The following is a 15120-nucleotide window of genomic DNA, read 5'->3' as shown; positions in this document are numbered from 1 at the left end:
CAACGCCCCAGCAATTACCGTCACTGCCAATAACAACCACATCCAGCCCATCTGCTACTCCCTTGTTTCGATGTCATATCAGCCGCCACGCAACGCTCGAATTGCCGACCACATCTGCTATGCTGCCGCCACTATTCGCGTTGAGTTGACCTAAATGAAACTAATTAAAGCCGCTTGCTTGTTGCTGCCACTGACGTGGCACGCTGGCGCTTACGCCGCCGAGCAAATCACCCTTGACGATGGTCGGGTAGTGCAACTGAATGATGATTTTACGTGGCAATATTTGCCAGCGTCTGCGATCCAGCCTGCACAAAAACCAACCACCACTGACAGCACTGTTGCCACTGACACCATCCCAGCAATGGCCACCACTCCGGCCGCCAGCACTCAGGTCGGTGTAGCATTTCGCCTTGGGCAAACTCAAACCATCGGTCGGGTAGCGCAATATGGTTTACAGGTCGAATTGGGTGCGCCGCAATGGCAAGATGGTGAACTACTGATCCCGACCACGGTGCTTAACACCGGTCTGAAATCGATCATTGAGGTAGAGCTGCAACTGCAGATCTACTCCGCCGAGGGCAAGTTGTTGGCGCAAGAACAGCTGACCGCGTTTCACGCCATCACTCGCTTAGCCGATACCTATCTGCGTCCACAGCAACAAAAAGAGGGCAATGAGTTACGTCTAGCGCTACCTAAGCAAAGCGACTATCGGATTGAGGTCGCCATCAGCGATATCGATTATCGCGGTTAGGGCGTATTGAAAAACAAAATCGGTTTGGCAGGGCACTGGCGACGCCAAACCGGTTTTGTCTGTCGTCACATTAACCGACGCAAAAACGGATCAACTCCATACTGACCAACACCATCAGCACCGGCAAGCCAACGGCTCCCAGCGACTTCATTAATACCATCAACACGTTCATTGCTACCTCCTGGTTGTAATTGACTGATCCAACTGCCGCGTCCGCTTAAGCGTGGTTGCCGCTGACGCGCACGAGCAGCGATTTAGCATACGCCTGCCCCCCTGACAAAAAACGCGATCTTGATCACCAACTTAACTTGGTCACTAAAGCGACTGAGTTGCGGCGGTGGTTGCGTAATTTTGATTAAATTCACACCGCTTAAGCTATTGGCCTGCGACAATCTTGCGGCGATGTTGCGTTAAGGAGAACAGGTAATGGAGCTACCAACCGTAGGGGTCATTTTACGAGCCGCTAAAGAGGCAGGCTGGAGCATCAAGAAATCCACCGAGAGCACCGAAAAGCTGGCGCTGTGGGAAACCGAATTTGGCGATCTGTACACCACCAAGCAGTTGCAACAAGCCTATCTTGAGGGCGAACTGTTTTAACTCTCCCTAACCGGCTTCCCAGAGCAGCAGCTCTGGGAAACCTATCCGGCGTTATCCCTCCGCTACCGCTTCTCTGTTAAGCTCGCCAATTCCCATTTAGGCCAACTCTTTTTGCATGTGATGAAAACGGTTATCTCGGCAGCCTTGGCGATGCTGTGGCTCTGTGCCAGCGCGGGCGCTAACGCGACCATAGCGCCGCTGTCAGACTGGCAATGTCAGATGATGCAACGTCATTCGGTGCTGCCCAGCGATGCCCCAATCGGTTGCCAGCGATTAGCCAAAGTCGAGTTTGAATTTATTCACTTTAATGGCGATATCAAGGTTGGCAACGTTATCGTCTTGGATGTTGTCGCCGCGGCGGTGGCGGCGATATTTGCCGATCTTAAACAGCAAGGTTTCCCGCTGCATTCAGCCCGTCTGATGCGCGAATTTAGCGGCGATGACAACGCCTCGATGAACGCCAACAACAGCAGTGCCTTTAATGCCCGCGCCATCAGCGGCGGCCGCAGCTGGTCGAAGCACGCTTATGGGGTCGCGATCGACATCAATCCGCTGCAAAACCCCTTTTTGTCATTTGATGACGCCGGCAACATCAGCGTTGCCCCGGCGCAATCGGCAGCCAATTACGTCAACCGTAACCGCTATCGCGCTCGCGCCGAGGTGACTCGACAAGGTATGGCAGAAGCCGCTGTCGAGGTATTTGCTCATCACGGCTTTTTGATTTGGGGCGGCGATTGGAATCAACCGATCGACACCCAACACTTTGAGGTGGGCTCGCGCGCTTTGGTGCAGCAACTGGTCGAGCTGCCACCTGCGCAAGCCAGTGCCCTGTTTCAGCGCTACCGCGACGATTATCGCCATTGCCGCAGCCTGAACACCAACATGCCTAACGAGCAAGCCCGCGCGCATTGCGCCTACCAAACCGTGCAAGCTTATTAGGGCGGCGCAACTAAATCTGATCCTCAAGCGGCAACTGACGGTAGAAGATGCTGGTTTTCTACCGACAACAACGAGGTTCAACCATGAGCAACGACAACACCAGCAATTGGCCGGAACTGGCCAGCGCCCTGTACGACAAACTGACCGACCGCAATGCGGAACTGACTTACGATTTCGATCAACTGCAGATCCAAGTGCCCAATAGCGCTGGCGATCAGGTCAACCATGCCGCATGGACTATCAACGGCAGCATCAGCATCCGCTCAAAGAACCTCGAGTAATGCTCTCTTTTAACGGCCACCTTAGTCTGCAAAACCACGCCGGCACGGTCACGGTCGACGCCGACGACCAGCGACTGAGGTTGACCGTCGCCAAACCGCAGCAACTGTTTCAACTGCTGCCATGGCTGCTTTCATTGCGCCGCCACACTGCCACCATGGTGGCGGATGGCCACTACCAGATCGGCATTTACCTCGGCGATGCCGCGCCATTAAGGTTTGCAACCCACGGCGTTAAGCCAAGGTTTACCACGGTGCGCACCGGTGCACCGCTGTTTTGGGCAACGCAATTAGCCAAGGGGTGGTGGCGGACACGCTAACTGCGCCGTAAAAGCAAAAAACCTCGCCACGAGTGAACTCGGGCGAGGTTTTTATGTAATTTGGAGCGGGTGATGGGAATCGAACCCACGTATGCAGCTTGGGAAGCTGCCGTTCTACCATTGAACTACACCCGCGTTGTGTCATTGATACTAAAGGCTTTATTACCCAACTGACAAGTGAGCTAGCGCCTATTTACAGCAATGACACGCCAACTGCGGGTTATTTCACCACACTCATCTCTTGCAGTAGATTGTCGGCACCATCCAGTTGCTCCATCACCCACAGCATGTAGCGTGAATCAACGTGGATTGAGCGCGCGGTCGCCGGGTTGTAGTCCCAATCGGCGATGATGCTCTCGTACACTCCATCAAACAGCAGACCAACCAGTTCACCGTCGGCATTGACTGTCGCCGAGCCCGAGTTGCCACCGGTGCTATCGACGGTAGAGAGGAAATTCACCGGCACCGAGCCGACTGCCTTATCAAAGTAACGGCCAAACTGCTTATCGCTGATCAGCTGCAGCTGCTTGGCCGAGGCGTCAAACGGTTCAACTCCAGTCGCTTTCGCTGCCAGCCCTTCAAGAGTGGTAAACGGCATCGCCCACAGACCATCTTGCGGGCTGTAGCCTTTAACGCTACCAAAGCTGACCCGCAAGCTGGAGTTGGCATCGGCGTACACCAGTTGGTCTTGGCTTTGTTTATAAGCGATGATCGCTTCCATGTACGCCGGACGGGCGGTCAACAACGCCCCATCCAGATCTTTTTGCTGATTTTCCAGCTCGATGTCAGTGGCGTACATCGCCGCTGCCAACTTGATGAACGGATCACGGCTGAGATTCAGCTCCGCCACCGATTGTCCCACCAGCGCCAAACGACTGTCCTCATCCGCCAGCTTGCTGTTGGCGTACATCTTATCAAGCTGCGCCGCCAGCTTGGTTTTATCGAAGCCACTCTCAAGGGCAAAGAAACTATCCAGTGCAGCAACCCGTTCGCTCTGTGGCAGCGCCGCGTAGCGCTCTAACAGATGCAGCATCAAGGCCTTATCCACTTGTGCGTCGAAACCGCGTTGCATCCGTTTAAGCCGCGCAGTGAAATTTTCCAGATCTCGCTGCTGATAACCGGCTTTACGCTCTAAATCCGGCTTTTGCTGCTCATGGGCTAGGCGGTACAGCGACTGCGCGGTGCGATACAACTGGGCGTAATACAGATAGCCCAAGATCATATCGCGCTCGGCATGGGCATCGCCTTGGGCGATCAGCTGATCAAGACGCTGCTTGGCAGCACCATATTGGGCGCTGCGCTGCTCATCGGCGGCGATCCACTCCAGCAGCGCTTGCTCATCGGCTTGCTTACGCTCGCCAAACTGCGATTTGCCGTAGCTTTCTATCATGCTCTGGAAGTTTTTGGCGTAGTTAGCCAGTCCCGCCAAGGTGCTTTCGTAGGCCAAACGCGCTTGCGATCCTTCAGGGGCGGCCTGCTTGATCACCTCGATCAGCTCGTTACGCAGCACCATCGCCTGCGGGTAGTCATGCTCAAACGCTTGGGTTACTTCAGCGGCGGTACGATAGCGATTGGTACGGCCGGGATAACCCATCACCATCACAAAATCTTCATCGCTTAAGCCGTGGCTGGAGACTTTTAAGAACGCTTGCGGCTGATACGGCACGTTGTCTTCGCTGTACTCCGCTGGGTTGCCATCTTTATCGACGTAGGCACGGAAAAAGGCAAAGTCGCCGGTCTGGCGGGGCCACATCCAGTTATCGATATCGCCGCCATATTTGCCGACCGACATCGATGGTGTGTACACCAAACGAACGTCTTTGATCTCCAGTGATTTCATCAAGAAATGGCTGGCGCCGTGGTGGAAGGTATAAACCGAGCAACGGCTCGACGGCGCTTGTTCACACTGCGACACCAACGCCTTTTTGCTGCGTTCAACCGCTTCAAAATAGACTTTATCGGTAAGACCATCGGTACCGGCAAGCACCTTGTCGGTCACTTCGGTCATCGATTCGGTCACCCAGATTTTGTAACCGGGCACCGGGGTTTTCTCCTCGGCCAAGGTGTGGGCCAAGAAGCCGTTTTCAAGGATGTTGTCGTCGGGGGTGGAGTGATAGGCGATGGCGCCATAGCCACAGTGGTGGTTGGTGACCACCAGTCCCTGTGGCGATACAAACGAGGCGCTGCAACCGCCGAAGTTGATCACCGCGTTCATTGGGAAGGCATTCAGATCCGCCATCTTATTGGCGTTCATCTTAAAGCCCAATTGTTCCATCTGCCCCTTCAGTGCTGGCAGTTGATGAGGTTGCCACATCCCTTCGGTGGCCATGGTTGCCGGCATCGCCGCCGCCATCAGCAGCGCCAATGGCCGCAACGTAGAGGAAAAGTTCGAGGTCATAGTAGGTTGCTCCGCACTCCATTAGTTGCGGTCAACCTAGCATGCCCTACCCAAGGATGTTAACCGAATGGCAACAATCACTTAGGCAGGGATGTAAAGGGATATTTCAGGCCAATTCAGCCGTTCAGGCGACTTGCACCTGAGCCACAATCACTACTAAACCCACCAACGCCGCCAGCGCCAACCCCACTTTGCCGCCAGTAACTTGGTAACCCGACTGTTGTGTCCGCAGCTTGGCCGCCATCAGCGCTGGCAGCAGCACCATCAGCACCACCAGTGGCACCGCCGCGTAGCCAAGCACCGCCACAAAACCGCCAGGGAAGAACAGCGCCAATGCCAGCGGTGGCAGGAAGGTTAACGCCCAAGTGGCGATCCGGCCTTTGGCGTTAGAACCCATACGGAACAGTTCGGTCAGGTAATCAAACAACGACAAGCTTACCCCCAAGAATGAGGTCACCAGCGCCAAGTCCGCGAACAACTGCAGTGCTGGGCTTAATCCTTGCCACAATGCTTTATCGCTCAGCAGGGCAATCATCGCCGCCAAGGCATCGCCGTCGCTCAGAGCCACACGTTCTGCGGCCGACAGACTGCCCAGCGCCGCCAACAGCCACAAGGCATAGCACAGCAATGGCAAGGTGGAACCACTGACCAAAGCGATCCGCAACTGCTTAACGTCACCATCTAAGTAGCGCACCAAGGTTGGGATACTGGCATGGAAACCAAACGAGGTGATCAGCACCGGCAGTACCGCCATGTAGCCACTGACGTCGCTGCTGCGAGTCACGCCGACATTGGCCAGCTCCACCTGTGGCAGCAGCCCCAGCAACACCACCGCCAATGCCGCCATCATGATCAGGAACAGCACTTTAGTCAGCTGATCGATGTATTTCACCCCCAGCGCCGCCACCGAGCCAACAAACACCGCAAACAGAAGCGGCCCCATGCCCGTCGGCAAGGTCATCACCCCAGCCAGCTTCAACGCCAGCAGCGAACCACCACCACTTAAGTAGGCGGCAGTCAGGGCGTACAGCAGTGCCATCATAGAGGCCATCGCCACCAGCTGACCGTTGCGGCCAAGCACTTGGCCGGTAATGTGGTGGTAGTTGCAGGTGCTGCCAACTTTCAGGTTCACTTCCAGCATGATCAGCGCGCTGTAGGCGGCAAAGCCCCAAGTGCCTAGCATCAACGCCATCGCCGGCCAAAAGCCAATGGCAGCAGTCGCCAACGGCAGTGCTAACATGCCCGCGCCGATCGCGGTTCCGGCCACAATTAAGATGGCGCCAATTAATTTACTGTGATTTGTCATTGCTCAATTATCGTCAGGTATAGAGGGGGTGACGTTGGGGCGGGAGTATTGAGCAGGGGGAGAGAGTTTGCGCGTAATTATCGCTAACACCGTCTTGCCAATTGATCCACGACCTTCTGTCGGTGTCAATTAGCCTTAGCGGTTATCAGCGGTGTCATCGACCTAACGGTCTACGCTCGCTGACAGCATCTAAGGCCGGCAAAATCGAGCGTAATAATAAGTTACGCGGTGCATGATGGTTCTCTCATTGTGGAAACCACAGACTACGGGAGTTGGTCGCATTTTAACAAGTGAGCCAGATCGCACTTTTGAATTTTTAGCAACCATTATCACCAGCGCCTTATTTCTCCGGCGCCTCCGGCGGGAAAGGGTTCCACCCTTTTCAATCCCAAAAGCCTCCAGCACGGCGACAACCCTTCGCTCCTTGTGCTACTCCTTTCGGCACTGCGCGGATTCATCGTCCCTGATTTAGCCGCGCACTTCGGGCATCCTGCCCTTCGGCCTCAATACACAGCACACCGCTCAGCGCCGCGAGTCGGCCAAAGCCCGTTGGCGCAACCGTCAGTGGTTCAATCGTAGCCGCGAACACGTTCGCGGAAATCAAGCTGGTTCAGACCCACAATTGATGACTCTACAGTAAGGGGGATTCACAGCGCTCTATGCCGACTTGTTGACGCCGAGTGAAACCGCAAACATAGCGGCAAGCCTAGGGCAAGAAGCCCGAGAGGCTCGCGAAGGCAGGGATGCCGCCTCGAGTCGATGCTGCCGCGAAGTGCGGTGGGAACGAGGGGCTTTCGTCAACCTTGGAGGCGAAGGGGATTTCAAAGGGCACAGCCCTTGACCGCCGGGGGCTAAAACAAGAGAGTTTACTGGGAAAGCTGGGTCGATCAGATGATTAAGTTAAATGGTATAACAGAGCCAAAAAAAACGGAGCAACGACCACTGCCGCTGCTCCGCTCTCTAAGCCATACCGCAATCGGCTTAAGTGATTACGCTACGTAGATCTGGCTGGCGATCACCAGCAAGCCGCCAAAGGTAGCCAGACCCAAGCCCAGTTGGCCACCAGCCACTTGATAACCCGCTTGTTGGGCCCGTAGTTTGTACGCCATCGCCACCGGCAGCAATACAATCAGTACCATCAGCGGCACCGCCGCGTAGCCCAACATCGCGACGAAACCACCAGGGAAGAACAGCGCCAGCAGCAGTGGCGGCACGAAGGTCAGCTTCCAAGTAACCAAGCGGCCAGCGATGCTGTTGCCAGTGCGGCACAGTTCTGCCAAGTAGTCGTACAAGCTTAAACTCACGCCCAAGAATGAGGTCACCAACGCCAGATCAGCAAACAAGGTAAGTGCTTGGCCGATGCCGCCCCATTGAGCTTTTTCGCTGAGATTCTGAATCAAAGCCGCCAGGGCATCGCCGTTGTTCAGTGCCGCTCGCTCTAGGGCGGTTAAGCTGCCCAGCGCCGCCAGCAGCCACAGCACGTAACATACGAACGGTAGAGTTGAACCAACCAGCAATGCGGTACGCAGTTGCTTTACATCGCCATCCAAGTAGCGCACCAAGGTTGGAATACAGACGTGGAAACCGAATGAGGTGATCAGCACCGGCAGCAGGGCCACCAAACTGGCGCCCGTGGTCGCTTCCGCGGTTGGCAGGTTGCTTGGCTGCACTTCTGGCAGCAGCCCGAACAGCACCAGCGCCAGCGCCAGCATCATTACGGTAAACATCAGTTTGGTCAGCGCATCGATGTAGCGAATGCCGAACACAGTGAAGGAGCCCAGCAAAATCGCAAAGATCACCGACGCCGAACCATCCGGTAAGGTCATCAGTCCTTGCAGTTTTAGGGTCAACAGCGAACCGCCGCCAGAGAGGTACGCGGCAGTCAATGCGTACAACAGCCCCAACATCGACACCATCGCCACCGCTTGGCCTTTGGCGCCAAACACACGACCGCTCATGTTGTGGAAGTTCACATCGCTGCCAACTTTCAGGTTCACTTCCAGCATCAGCAACGCGCTGTATGCTGACAGACCCCAACAGGCGATCATTAGCGCTAGCGCTGGCCAGAAGCCAACGGCGCTGGTCGCCAGTGGCAACGCCAACATTCCGGCGCCGATGGCCGTTCCCGCAACAATCAAAGTCGCGCCGATCAATTTACTGTGATTATTCATTATTGCTCGTTCGTCACAAGGTGGATTGTTTCCATCGCATTGAAGTAAGGATCAACACGGGGAGTGGTATGACGTCAGGCGAGGATTGATTGAGCAGTGGGGGGAGGAATCTAGCGTGCGTATCAGCAGCCAACACCGTCTTGCCAATTGCTCCTCGACCTTCGGTCGGGTAGTCAATTAGCCCTAATGGGTGTCAGTCTGGACGGCTCTGTGGCCTACGCTCGCTGACAGCCATTAGGGCTGGCAAAATCGAGCGTAAAAAATAGTTACGCGGATCATTGCTGGTTCTCTCATTGATACGCTTTCAGACTACGGCCAAGCTGCCGCGCCGACAAGCGATCTCGATCACGGTTTTTAGCAATAACCACTGTTCGGCATAAAAAACATTACTGCAGCTATCGGCCGATAGCTAACGGCAATCACCACTGTCTGCGCCTAGGCAACTGATATAAGCTGTTGAACAATAACCACACAGAGGTATGCGATGGCCAAGGTAGTGATTTTGCACGGCTTGTACATGAATGCGTTGGTGATGTGGCCACTGGCCAACAAGCTGGAACGACTTGGCTGGCAACCCAAGTGTTTAAGTTATCGGTCGATGCGCATCGACACCCAAGCGTTGTTTGCCCAGATTGATCAGGAACTGGCCGACAACCAACCGGCGTTTCTGGTTGGCCATAGCCTTGGCGGGGTGTTGCTGGCGCACTACGTTCAACAAGCGTCACTTGCCAACGGTTCGCGATTAGTCACTTTAGGCAGCCCACTCACCTCATCCCGAGCGGCCAAACAACTGCAGCAGTGGGGGCTTGGCATCGTTCTCGGCAATTCCGCCAGCCATGGCTTAACCGAAAACCCACCGCTGCACTGGGATAGCGAGGTCGCCTTGGGCAGTTTGGCCGGCAGTAATCATTTGGGGCTGGGCACCCTCGCCGGTGTCACCGATAAGCACAGCGATGGCACGGTGCAGATCAGCGAAACCCAACTGCCAGGAATGACCGATCACATCTGTGTCGATGTCACCCACACCAGCATGCTGCTAAGCGACATCGTGGCCACGCAAACCGATCACTTTTTGCGAAGCGGTCGCTTTGCTCCGTTGTCACCATAGCGGACAATTCCCCCTCCCCCAACTGGCGTAGAATGAGGTCAGCCGATGAGTAATGTGGTTTATATCGCCACCAGTTTGGATGGTTACATCGCCGATAAAGACGGCGGCTTAGATTGGCTACACAGCGTCCCCAATCCTGATAATGATGACTTGGGTTGGAGCGAATTTTTAGCCGACATCGACGCCATCGTCATGGGTCGTAATACCTTTGAAACCGTCTGTGGCTTTGATGTGCCATGGCCCTACCCGGTGCCAGTATTTGTATTAAGCAGCCAGCTCGCTGAGATCCCAGCGGCGTTTACCGACAAGGCCGAATTGTTGTACGGCAGCCCAGCCGAGGTGGTGGCGCAATTGCAACAGCGCGGCCATCAGCGGCTGTATATCGATGGCGGCAACACCATCCAACGTTTCTTACAGGCCGATCTGATTGATGAGTTGATCGTCACCCAGCTCCCAGTGTTGCTGGGCGACGGTGCGCCACTGTTTGGCTCGCTGGCAAGCGCGCAGCAATACCAACTGGTCGGCTCGCAGGTGCTGCTGAACAACTTGGTCAAAAATCACTTTAAGCGAGTGCGCTAAAGCGCATGGCCCGAAAAGCAAATAGCCCCGCTCGATTCCTCGGCGGGGCTTAGTGTTATTCAATATTAGCGGGCTTGCGGTGCCAATGTTGCAGGCTGCGGCAACGACCGCTTCGATAGCCACCAGTACACCAACACCTGCGCCGCCAGCGCCAACACAAACACCATCGGCGTTGCCAACAGACCCGCGACAATAAAGCTGGCCAACGCGATCAGGCCATTGGTAACCGCATACGGCAGCTGGGTACGGAAGTGCTCAAACTGATCACAACCGGCACCGGTCGACGACAAAATTGTGGTTTCCGAAATGGGCGAACAGTGATCGCCAAACAAGCCGCCAGACAGCACCGCGCCGATACACACCAACATCGGCGCATCAACCGCGACCGCAGTTGGGATCACCAACGGCATCATGATCGCAAAGGTGCCCCAAGAGGAACCGGTAGCAAACGAGATCACCGCCGCAATCAAGAACGCCACCGCAGGGATCAACCACGCAGGGAAGCCCGCTTGCGCTTGTTCGGCAATGTAGGCCGCTGCGCCCAGCTGCTTGCCAATGGCGCTTAAGGTCCAGGCGAGGATCAAAATCACCGCCACCGACATCATCCCCGACATCCCTTTTAAGTAGATATCGACCCCCTCTTTGAATTTGCGCACCTGATGGAAGGCCATCAACGCAATCAAACTGGTGGCAGCACAGAAATAGGCGGTTGATAACGCCGCCCGGAATACCGAACCCGACACCCGTTCAAACGGGAAACCGTGGGGGGCCAACATGGTGAACATCACCGTCAGCATCACCGCCAGTGGCACGAACACAAAGTTGGCTTTGGCGTTCGGGTGACTGAACACCTCGATGGTGTCGCTGACCTTGCCAAAATCCGAGCCCTGTTGGGCTAACCGCTCCGCTTCGGCCATCGGCCCAAAGTCCAGTTTCAACAGGGCAATCACCGGGATCACCGCCACCGCCAAGATGGCGTAGAACTGATATGGGATGGCGCCGATAAAGGCATCCCAATCACTCAGTGGCAGGTTCAAAGCATCGAACTCTTTTTGCAGCAGCCCCATGATGTACACCCCCCAACCAATGAAGGGGATCAGAATCGCCACCGGCGATGAGGTCGAATCGATTATAAACGCCAGTTTCTGCCGTGAGATTTGCAACTTATCGAACAGCGACCGGAATACCGGCCCGACGATCAGCGGCGTGCCCAGATCGGAGAAGAAGATCACGATACCGCCGAACCACGCCGACAACTTGGCCTGACAGCGACTTTTAACCCAGTTCACCACCGACGCTGCGAACGCCACGCCGCCACCAGACTTCTCCACCAGCGCCACAAAGCCGCCAATAAACACCAACAAGATGATGATGCCGGCGTTATAGCTGTCGGTTACCTGGGGCAACAGATGGTCTTTGACCAAGGCGCCAAAGGTATCCAGTGGCCCAAGCGTGGCAAACAGCCCCTCAATCATTGCCACCCCAGTGACCACCCCAGAAAACAGGCCGATCACCACGTTCCGAGTTAACAGCGACAACACCAGGGTTACCACAATAGGAAGAATGGACATCACGTCCGCGTTGCTTTCCATACGCCACCGAATGAATTTAAAATCAATTAAATTCACTATAAATGCATATTGACTTATTTTCTCACTGTTCTGAACAGCAAACGCGATCGCCATCACACAATCATCTAAAATCGCCTTTCACCATCAAAAAAGTACCGACATCTGTCATTTAATCCTTAATATGTCGGCGTTTTTCAAAGTTAAAGGTTAGCTAATGGCACTCTGGGGCGGACGTTTTACTGGGCAATCCAGTGAACTATTCAAACAATTCAATGATTCACTGCCAGTCGACCATCGACTAGTTATGCAAGACATTCAAGGTTCGCAAGCTTGGGCCAATGCCATCACCCAAGTGGGGATCTTGACCGCCGAGGAAAATCAGCAGTTACAGCAGGCGCTCGAGCAACTGCGTGACGATGTTGCGGCCAACCCAGAGGTGGTGCTGGCCAGTGGCGCCGAAGACATTCACAGCTTTGTCGAAAGCGAACTGATTAAGCGGATCGGCGACATCGGTAAAAAGCTGCATACCGGCCGCTCCCGCAACGACCAAGTGGCGACCGACTTTAAACTGTGGTGTCGTGACAGCACCGCCGAAGTGCTGGAGCAATTGCAAGCGGCAATCCAGTCGCTGTGCGATCTGGCTGAGCGCGAGCTGACCACCGTATTTCCCGGCTACACCCACCTGCAGCGCGCGCAACCGATTACCTTAAGTCACTGGGCGCTGGCTTACGTTGAAATGCTAGAGCGCGATTGTTCGCGACTGCGGGGCGCCAGCAAGCGCTTGAATACCTGCCCGCTGGGTTCTGGAGCGCTGGCCGGCACCGCCTACCCGATCGATCGTCAGGCGTTGGCACAGGAGCTGGGCTTTAGCCGCGCCACTCGCAACAGCTTGGACAGCGTTTCCGATCGCGATCACGCGGTGGAACTGTGCGCCGTGGCGGCCATCAGCATGATGCACCTGTCGCGGATGGCGGAAGATCTGATCTTCTTTAACTCCGGCGAAGCTGGCTTTATCGAGCTGTCGGACGCGGTCACTTCCGGTTCATCACTGATGCCACAGAAGAAGAACCCGGATGCGCTGGAGCTGATCCGCGGTAAAACCGGCCGAGTTTACGGCAACCTGACCGGCATTCTGACCACCATGAAGGCGCTGCCGCTGGCCTACAACAAGGACATGCAGGAAGACAAAGAGGGACTGTTCGACACCATCGATACTTGGCAGCTGTGCCTGAAGATGTTGCTGCTGGTGCTCGATGGCATCCAAGTCCGTCACGCCAATGCCGAACTGGCCGCCCAACAAGGCTACGCCAACGCCACCGAACTAGCGGATTACTTGGTAGCCAAAGGGATGCCATTCCGCGAAGCCCACGATGTGGTTGGGGCGGTGGTGGTAGCAGCCATCGCCGAGAATCTGGCGATTGAACAGCTGCCACTGACGCAGCTGCAGCAGTTTGCGCCGCTAATCAGCGATGACGTTTACGCCATCCTGACGTTGGAGTCCTGTTTGGCGAAACGTTGCGCCCACGGTGGCACCGCCATTGCCCAAGTCAGCGAAGCCTTGGCCGCGGCGCAGCAACGCCAGCGCTAAGCCAGACCGAACGACAGACAATAAAAGACCCCGCCGAGATCCTCGGCGGGGTCTTTTGTTACCTAACATTTACTCCAACTGATTCAGCCGCCGTTTAATCGCCGCGCGGGTGGCGTCGATCTGCGTCAGTAATTGTTCGGCAATCGCTCTGTCATCCGGCAACCGTTGCCAGCCCACTTGCCACTGCTGCCGCAGCAGTTGGCTGTGCTGGGCAACCTCGCCATCAATCAGGCCACTCAGATCATCGATAAGGCCGACTTTCACCCAGCCATCGCGGGGATTACCGCGCAACCGATCCTGATCGTAATGGGCGGCAAAGATGTTTTGCTCTAACTCCGATAACTGCAGCAATACCTCAAAGGCGGCGGTGCGAACCGTGCTATTGGCTTCCGACGCTTCCAATCGCCAAGCGTTGTAGCTAAAACCAATCAGCGCAAACAGCAGACTGACCAACGCGGTTAGCGCGTTCCAGCGCAGCTTTTGGGCAACAATGGCACTGTCAGAACTGGCGCTCATGGCGACCTCAGCAAGTCATGGGTTTGTTTGACTATAGCCCTGTTGTTACAGCGGCGAGGCCACCACCACAAACTTACCGCTGCCCGCTAATGGCGCAAACCAGAGTCCAGCATGTTGACGATAATCAACACCATCCACGCGCACCGATTTGCTACCGGCCGGCAGCCACGTTACCACCTCGCCAATGCGGTAATTAGCACTGCCACTGCCGCTGTCGACCACCTGATAGTTGCCTTGTGGCGGCTGCGACACAAACACATAGTGATCGCCCCGTTGTTGATAGAACAGGTTGTCGATCACCGCGTAAGTGGCACCGGCGAACACCGCAAAGGTCGCCAGCTTTTTCAGTTCACGGTGACGGTACTTATGTTTGTGCGGTTTATGGTGTGGCCGATAGTTGGGCTTCACCACAATCACCGGCTTGTGATGCGGCCGATGATGATGACCGGGACCATCGTGGGGACGGGCGCTCGCTGGCAGAGCGAGTGCCAAGCTCAGCATCCCTGCCAGCAGCAGCGGCAAATTGATAACAGGCAGTTTCATAAAATACTCTCACTAATGAATCAAAGCATCCTAGTCGGTTTGCTGAGCGAGTTCTGTAAAGAATGGTCAACCGTTTGACTTGCCAATAAAAGAAAGGCTATGTCTAAGTTAACTGTTGTACCCAAGGTATCCTGTCTGCGCGGGCACTCTCGGGCACCCTGCCCTCGGCTTGCCGCTACGTTTGCGGTTGCACTCGGCGTCAACAAGTCGGCGAGAGCACTTTGAATCACTGTTACCGAGTGTGCAAACCAATGCAATTCATCGGTGAGGGTTGCGCCAACGGGCTGTGGCCGACTCACGGCGCTGAGCGGTGTGCGGCGGATTGAGGTCGGAGGCCATGGATGGCCGAAGTGCGCGGCTAAATCAGGGACGATGAATCCGCGCAGTGCCGAAAGGAGCAGCACAAGGAGTGAAGGGGTGTCGCCGTGTTGGAGGCATTAGGGATTGAAAAGGGT

14 protein-coding genes and 1 tRNA gene are annotated in these 15120 nt (G+C 55.6%); 8 read left to right on the top strand and 7 right to left on the bottom strand.

The window, feature by feature from the left end:
- The first annotated feature begins 154 nt into the window (after nucleotides 1-154).
- The 5 genes from G506_RS0111590 to G506_RS0111565 all read left to right on the top strand — a co-directional run bounded on the left by G506_RS0111590 (nucleotide 155) and on the right by G506_RS0111565 (nucleotide 2885).
- Nucleotides 155-751, top strand: a complete 597-nt coding sequence (locus tag G506_RS0111590; RefSeq protein ID WP_028117008.1) for a DUF3157 family protein — start codon at nucleotides 155-157, stop codon at nucleotides 749-751.
- A 426-nt stretch (nucleotides 752-1177) separates the two neighbouring features.
- Nucleotides 1178-1348 carry a hypothetical protein gene (locus G506_RS20950; protein WP_156904883.1) on the top strand — a complete coding sequence of 57 codons (171 nt, stop codon included), beginning with the start codon at nucleotides 1178-1180 and terminating at the stop codon, nucleotides 1346-1348.
- Between the two features lie 120 nt (nucleotides 1349-1468).
- Nucleotides 1469-2287, top strand: coding sequence for a M15 family metallopeptidase (locus G506_RS0111575; RefSeq protein WP_028117007.1), 819 nt, complete (start codon nucleotides 1469-1471; stop codon nucleotides 2285-2287).
- Nucleotides 2288-2370: 83 nt separating this feature from the next.
- Complete coding sequence (locus tag G506_RS0111570) at nucleotides 2371-2568, top strand: hypothetical protein (protein ID WP_028117006.1); 198 nt, start codon at nucleotides 2371-2373, stop codon at nucleotides 2566-2568.
- Entirely contained in the window at nucleotides 2568-2885 is a 318-nt protein-coding gene (locus G506_RS0111565; protein ID WP_028117005.1) for a hypothetical protein, read from the top strand. The genes G506_RS0111570 and G506_RS0111565 overlap by 1 nt, the downstream gene beginning before the upstream one ends.
- Before the next feature lie 61 nt (nucleotides 2886-2946).
- On the opposite strand, the gene G506_RS0111560 is transcribed toward G506_RS0111565, so the two are convergent.
- The 4 genes from G506_RS0111560 to G506_RS0111545 form a co-directional block, all read right to left on the bottom strand.
- Nucleotides 2947-3020, bottom strand: a tRNA-Gly gene (locus tag G506_RS0111560).
- A gap of 85 nt (nucleotides 3021-3105) precedes the next feature.
- Complete coding sequence (locus G506_RS0111555) at nucleotides 3106-5283, bottom strand: S46 family peptidase (RefSeq protein WP_420806089.1); 2178 nt, start codon at nucleotides 5281-5283, stop codon at nucleotides 3106-3108.
- Between the two features lie 124 nt (nucleotides 5284-5407).
- The gene (locus tag G506_RS0111550) at nucleotides 5408-6589 is read right to left on the bottom strand and encodes an amino acid permease (protein WP_028117003.1); all 1182 of its coding nucleotides are present in this window, start codon (nucleotides 6587-6589) and stop codon (nucleotides 5408-5410) included.
- 989 nt (nucleotides 6590-7578) lie between these two features.
- Nucleotides 7579-8760 (bottom strand): amino acid permease, encoded by a 1182-nt coding sequence (locus G506_RS0111545; RefSeq protein WP_035387289.1) that lies wholly within the window; start codon nucleotides 8758-8760, stop codon nucleotides 7579-7581.
- Nucleotides 8761-9244: 484 nt separating this feature from the next.
- Between G506_RS0111545 and G506_RS0111540 the strand changes: the two genes are divergently transcribed.
- Together G506_RS0111540 and G506_RS0111535 are read left to right on the top strand one after the other, a co-directional pair.
- Nucleotides 9245-9868, top strand: a complete 624-nt coding sequence (locus G506_RS0111540) for an esterase/lipase family protein (protein WP_035387288.1) — start codon at nucleotides 9245-9247, stop codon at nucleotides 9866-9868.
- A gap of 45 nt (nucleotides 9869-9913) precedes the next feature.
- Nucleotides 9914-10447 (top strand): dihydrofolate reductase family protein, encoded by a 534-nt coding sequence (locus G506_RS0111535; protein WP_028117000.1) that lies wholly within the window; start codon nucleotides 9914-9916, stop codon nucleotides 10445-10447.
- Nucleotides 10448-10512: 65 nt separating this feature from the next.
- On the opposite strand, the gene G506_RS0111530 is transcribed toward G506_RS0111535, so the two are convergent.
- Nucleotides 10513-12018, bottom strand: a complete 1506-nt coding sequence (locus tag G506_RS0111530; RefSeq protein ID WP_240473419.1) for a Na+/H+ antiporter NhaC family protein — start codon at nucleotides 12016-12018, stop codon at nucleotides 10513-10515.
- Between the two features lie 214 nt (nucleotides 12019-12232).
- Here G506_RS0111530 and argH point away from each other — a divergent pair, with 214 nt between their 5' ends.
- The gene (gene argH / locus G506_RS0111525; RefSeq protein ID WP_028116998.1) at nucleotides 12233-13606 is read left to right on the top strand and encodes an argininosuccinate lyase; all 1374 of its coding nucleotides are present in this window, start codon (nucleotides 12233-12235) and stop codon (nucleotides 13604-13606) included.
- Nucleotides 13607-13675: 69 nt separating this feature from the next.
- On the opposite strand, the gene G506_RS0111520 is transcribed toward argH, so the two are convergent.
- Nucleotides 13676-14122, bottom strand: a complete 447-nt coding sequence (locus tag G506_RS0111520) for a hypothetical protein (protein WP_051202085.1) — start codon at nucleotides 14120-14122, stop codon at nucleotides 13676-13678.
- Between the two features lie 45 nt (nucleotides 14123-14167).
- The gene (locus tag G506_RS0111515; protein WP_051202084.1) at nucleotides 14168-14665 is read right to left on the bottom strand and encodes a hypothetical protein; all 498 of its coding nucleotides are present in this window, start codon (nucleotides 14663-14665) and stop codon (nucleotides 14168-14170) included.
- Nucleotides 14666-15120: the final 455 nt, after the last annotated feature.

The organism is Ferrimonas senticii DSM 18821 (assembly GCF_000422665.1).
Classification (GTDB): domain Bacteria; phylum Pseudomonadota; class Gammaproteobacteria; order Enterobacterales; family Shewanellaceae; genus Ferrimonas; species Ferrimonas senticii.
This window is presented reverse-complemented; position numbering and strand designations above follow the sequence as displayed.

Bases quoted from the DNA above. Each gene is read 5' to 3' on its own strand.
- G506_RS0111590 (WP_028117008.1), top strand. From the start codon at position 155: ATGAAACTAATTAAAGCCGCTTGCTTGTTGCTGCCACTGACGTGGCAC.
- G506_RS20950 (WP_156904883.1), top strand. From the start codon at position 1,178: ATGGAGCTACCAACCGTAGGGGTCATTTTACGAGCCGCTAAAGAGGCA.
- G506_RS0111575 (WP_028117007.1), top strand. From the start codon at position 1,469: ATGAAAACGGTTATCTCGGCAGCCTTGGCGATGCTGTGGCTCTGTGCC.
- G506_RS0111570 (WP_028117006.1), top strand. From the start codon at position 2,371: ATGAGCAACGACAACACCAGCAATTGGCCGGAACTGGCCAGCGCCCTG.
- G506_RS0111565 (WP_028117005.1), top strand. From the start codon at position 2,568: ATGCTCTCTTTTAACGGCCACCTTAGTCTGCAAAACCACGCCGGCACG.
- G506_RS0111555 (WP_420806089.1), bottom strand. From the start codon at position 5,283: ATGACCTCGAACTTTTCCTCTACGTTGCGGCCATTGGCGCTGCTGATG.
- G506_RS0111550 (WP_028117003.1), bottom strand. From the start codon at position 6,589: ATGACAAATCACAGTAAATTAATTGGCGCCATCTTAATTGTGGCCGGA.
- G506_RS0111545 (WP_035387289.1), bottom strand. From the start codon at position 8,760: ATGAATAATCACAGTAAATTGATCGGCGCGACTTTGATTGTTGCGGGA.
- G506_RS0111540 (WP_035387288.1), top strand. From the start codon at position 9,245: ATGGCCAAGGTAGTGATTTTGCACGGCTTGTACATGAATGCGTTGGTG.
- G506_RS0111535 (WP_028117000.1), top strand. From the start codon at position 9,914: ATGAGTAATGTGGTTTATATCGCCACCAGTTTGGATGGTTACATCGCC.
- G506_RS0111530 (WP_240473419.1), bottom strand. From the start codon at position 12,018: ATGTCCATTCTTCCTATTGTGGTAACCCTGGTGTTGTCGCTGTTAACT.
- argH (WP_028116998.1), top strand. From the start codon at position 12,233: ATGGCACTCTGGGGCGGACGTTTTACTGGGCAATCCAGTGAACTATTC.
- G506_RS0111520 (WP_051202085.1), bottom strand. From the start codon at position 14,122: ATGAGCGCCAGTTCTGACAGTGCCATTGTTGCCCAAAAGCTGCGCTGG.
- G506_RS0111515 (WP_051202084.1), bottom strand. From the start codon at position 14,665: ATGAAACTGCCTGTTATCAATTTGCCGCTGCTGCTGGCAGGGATGCTG.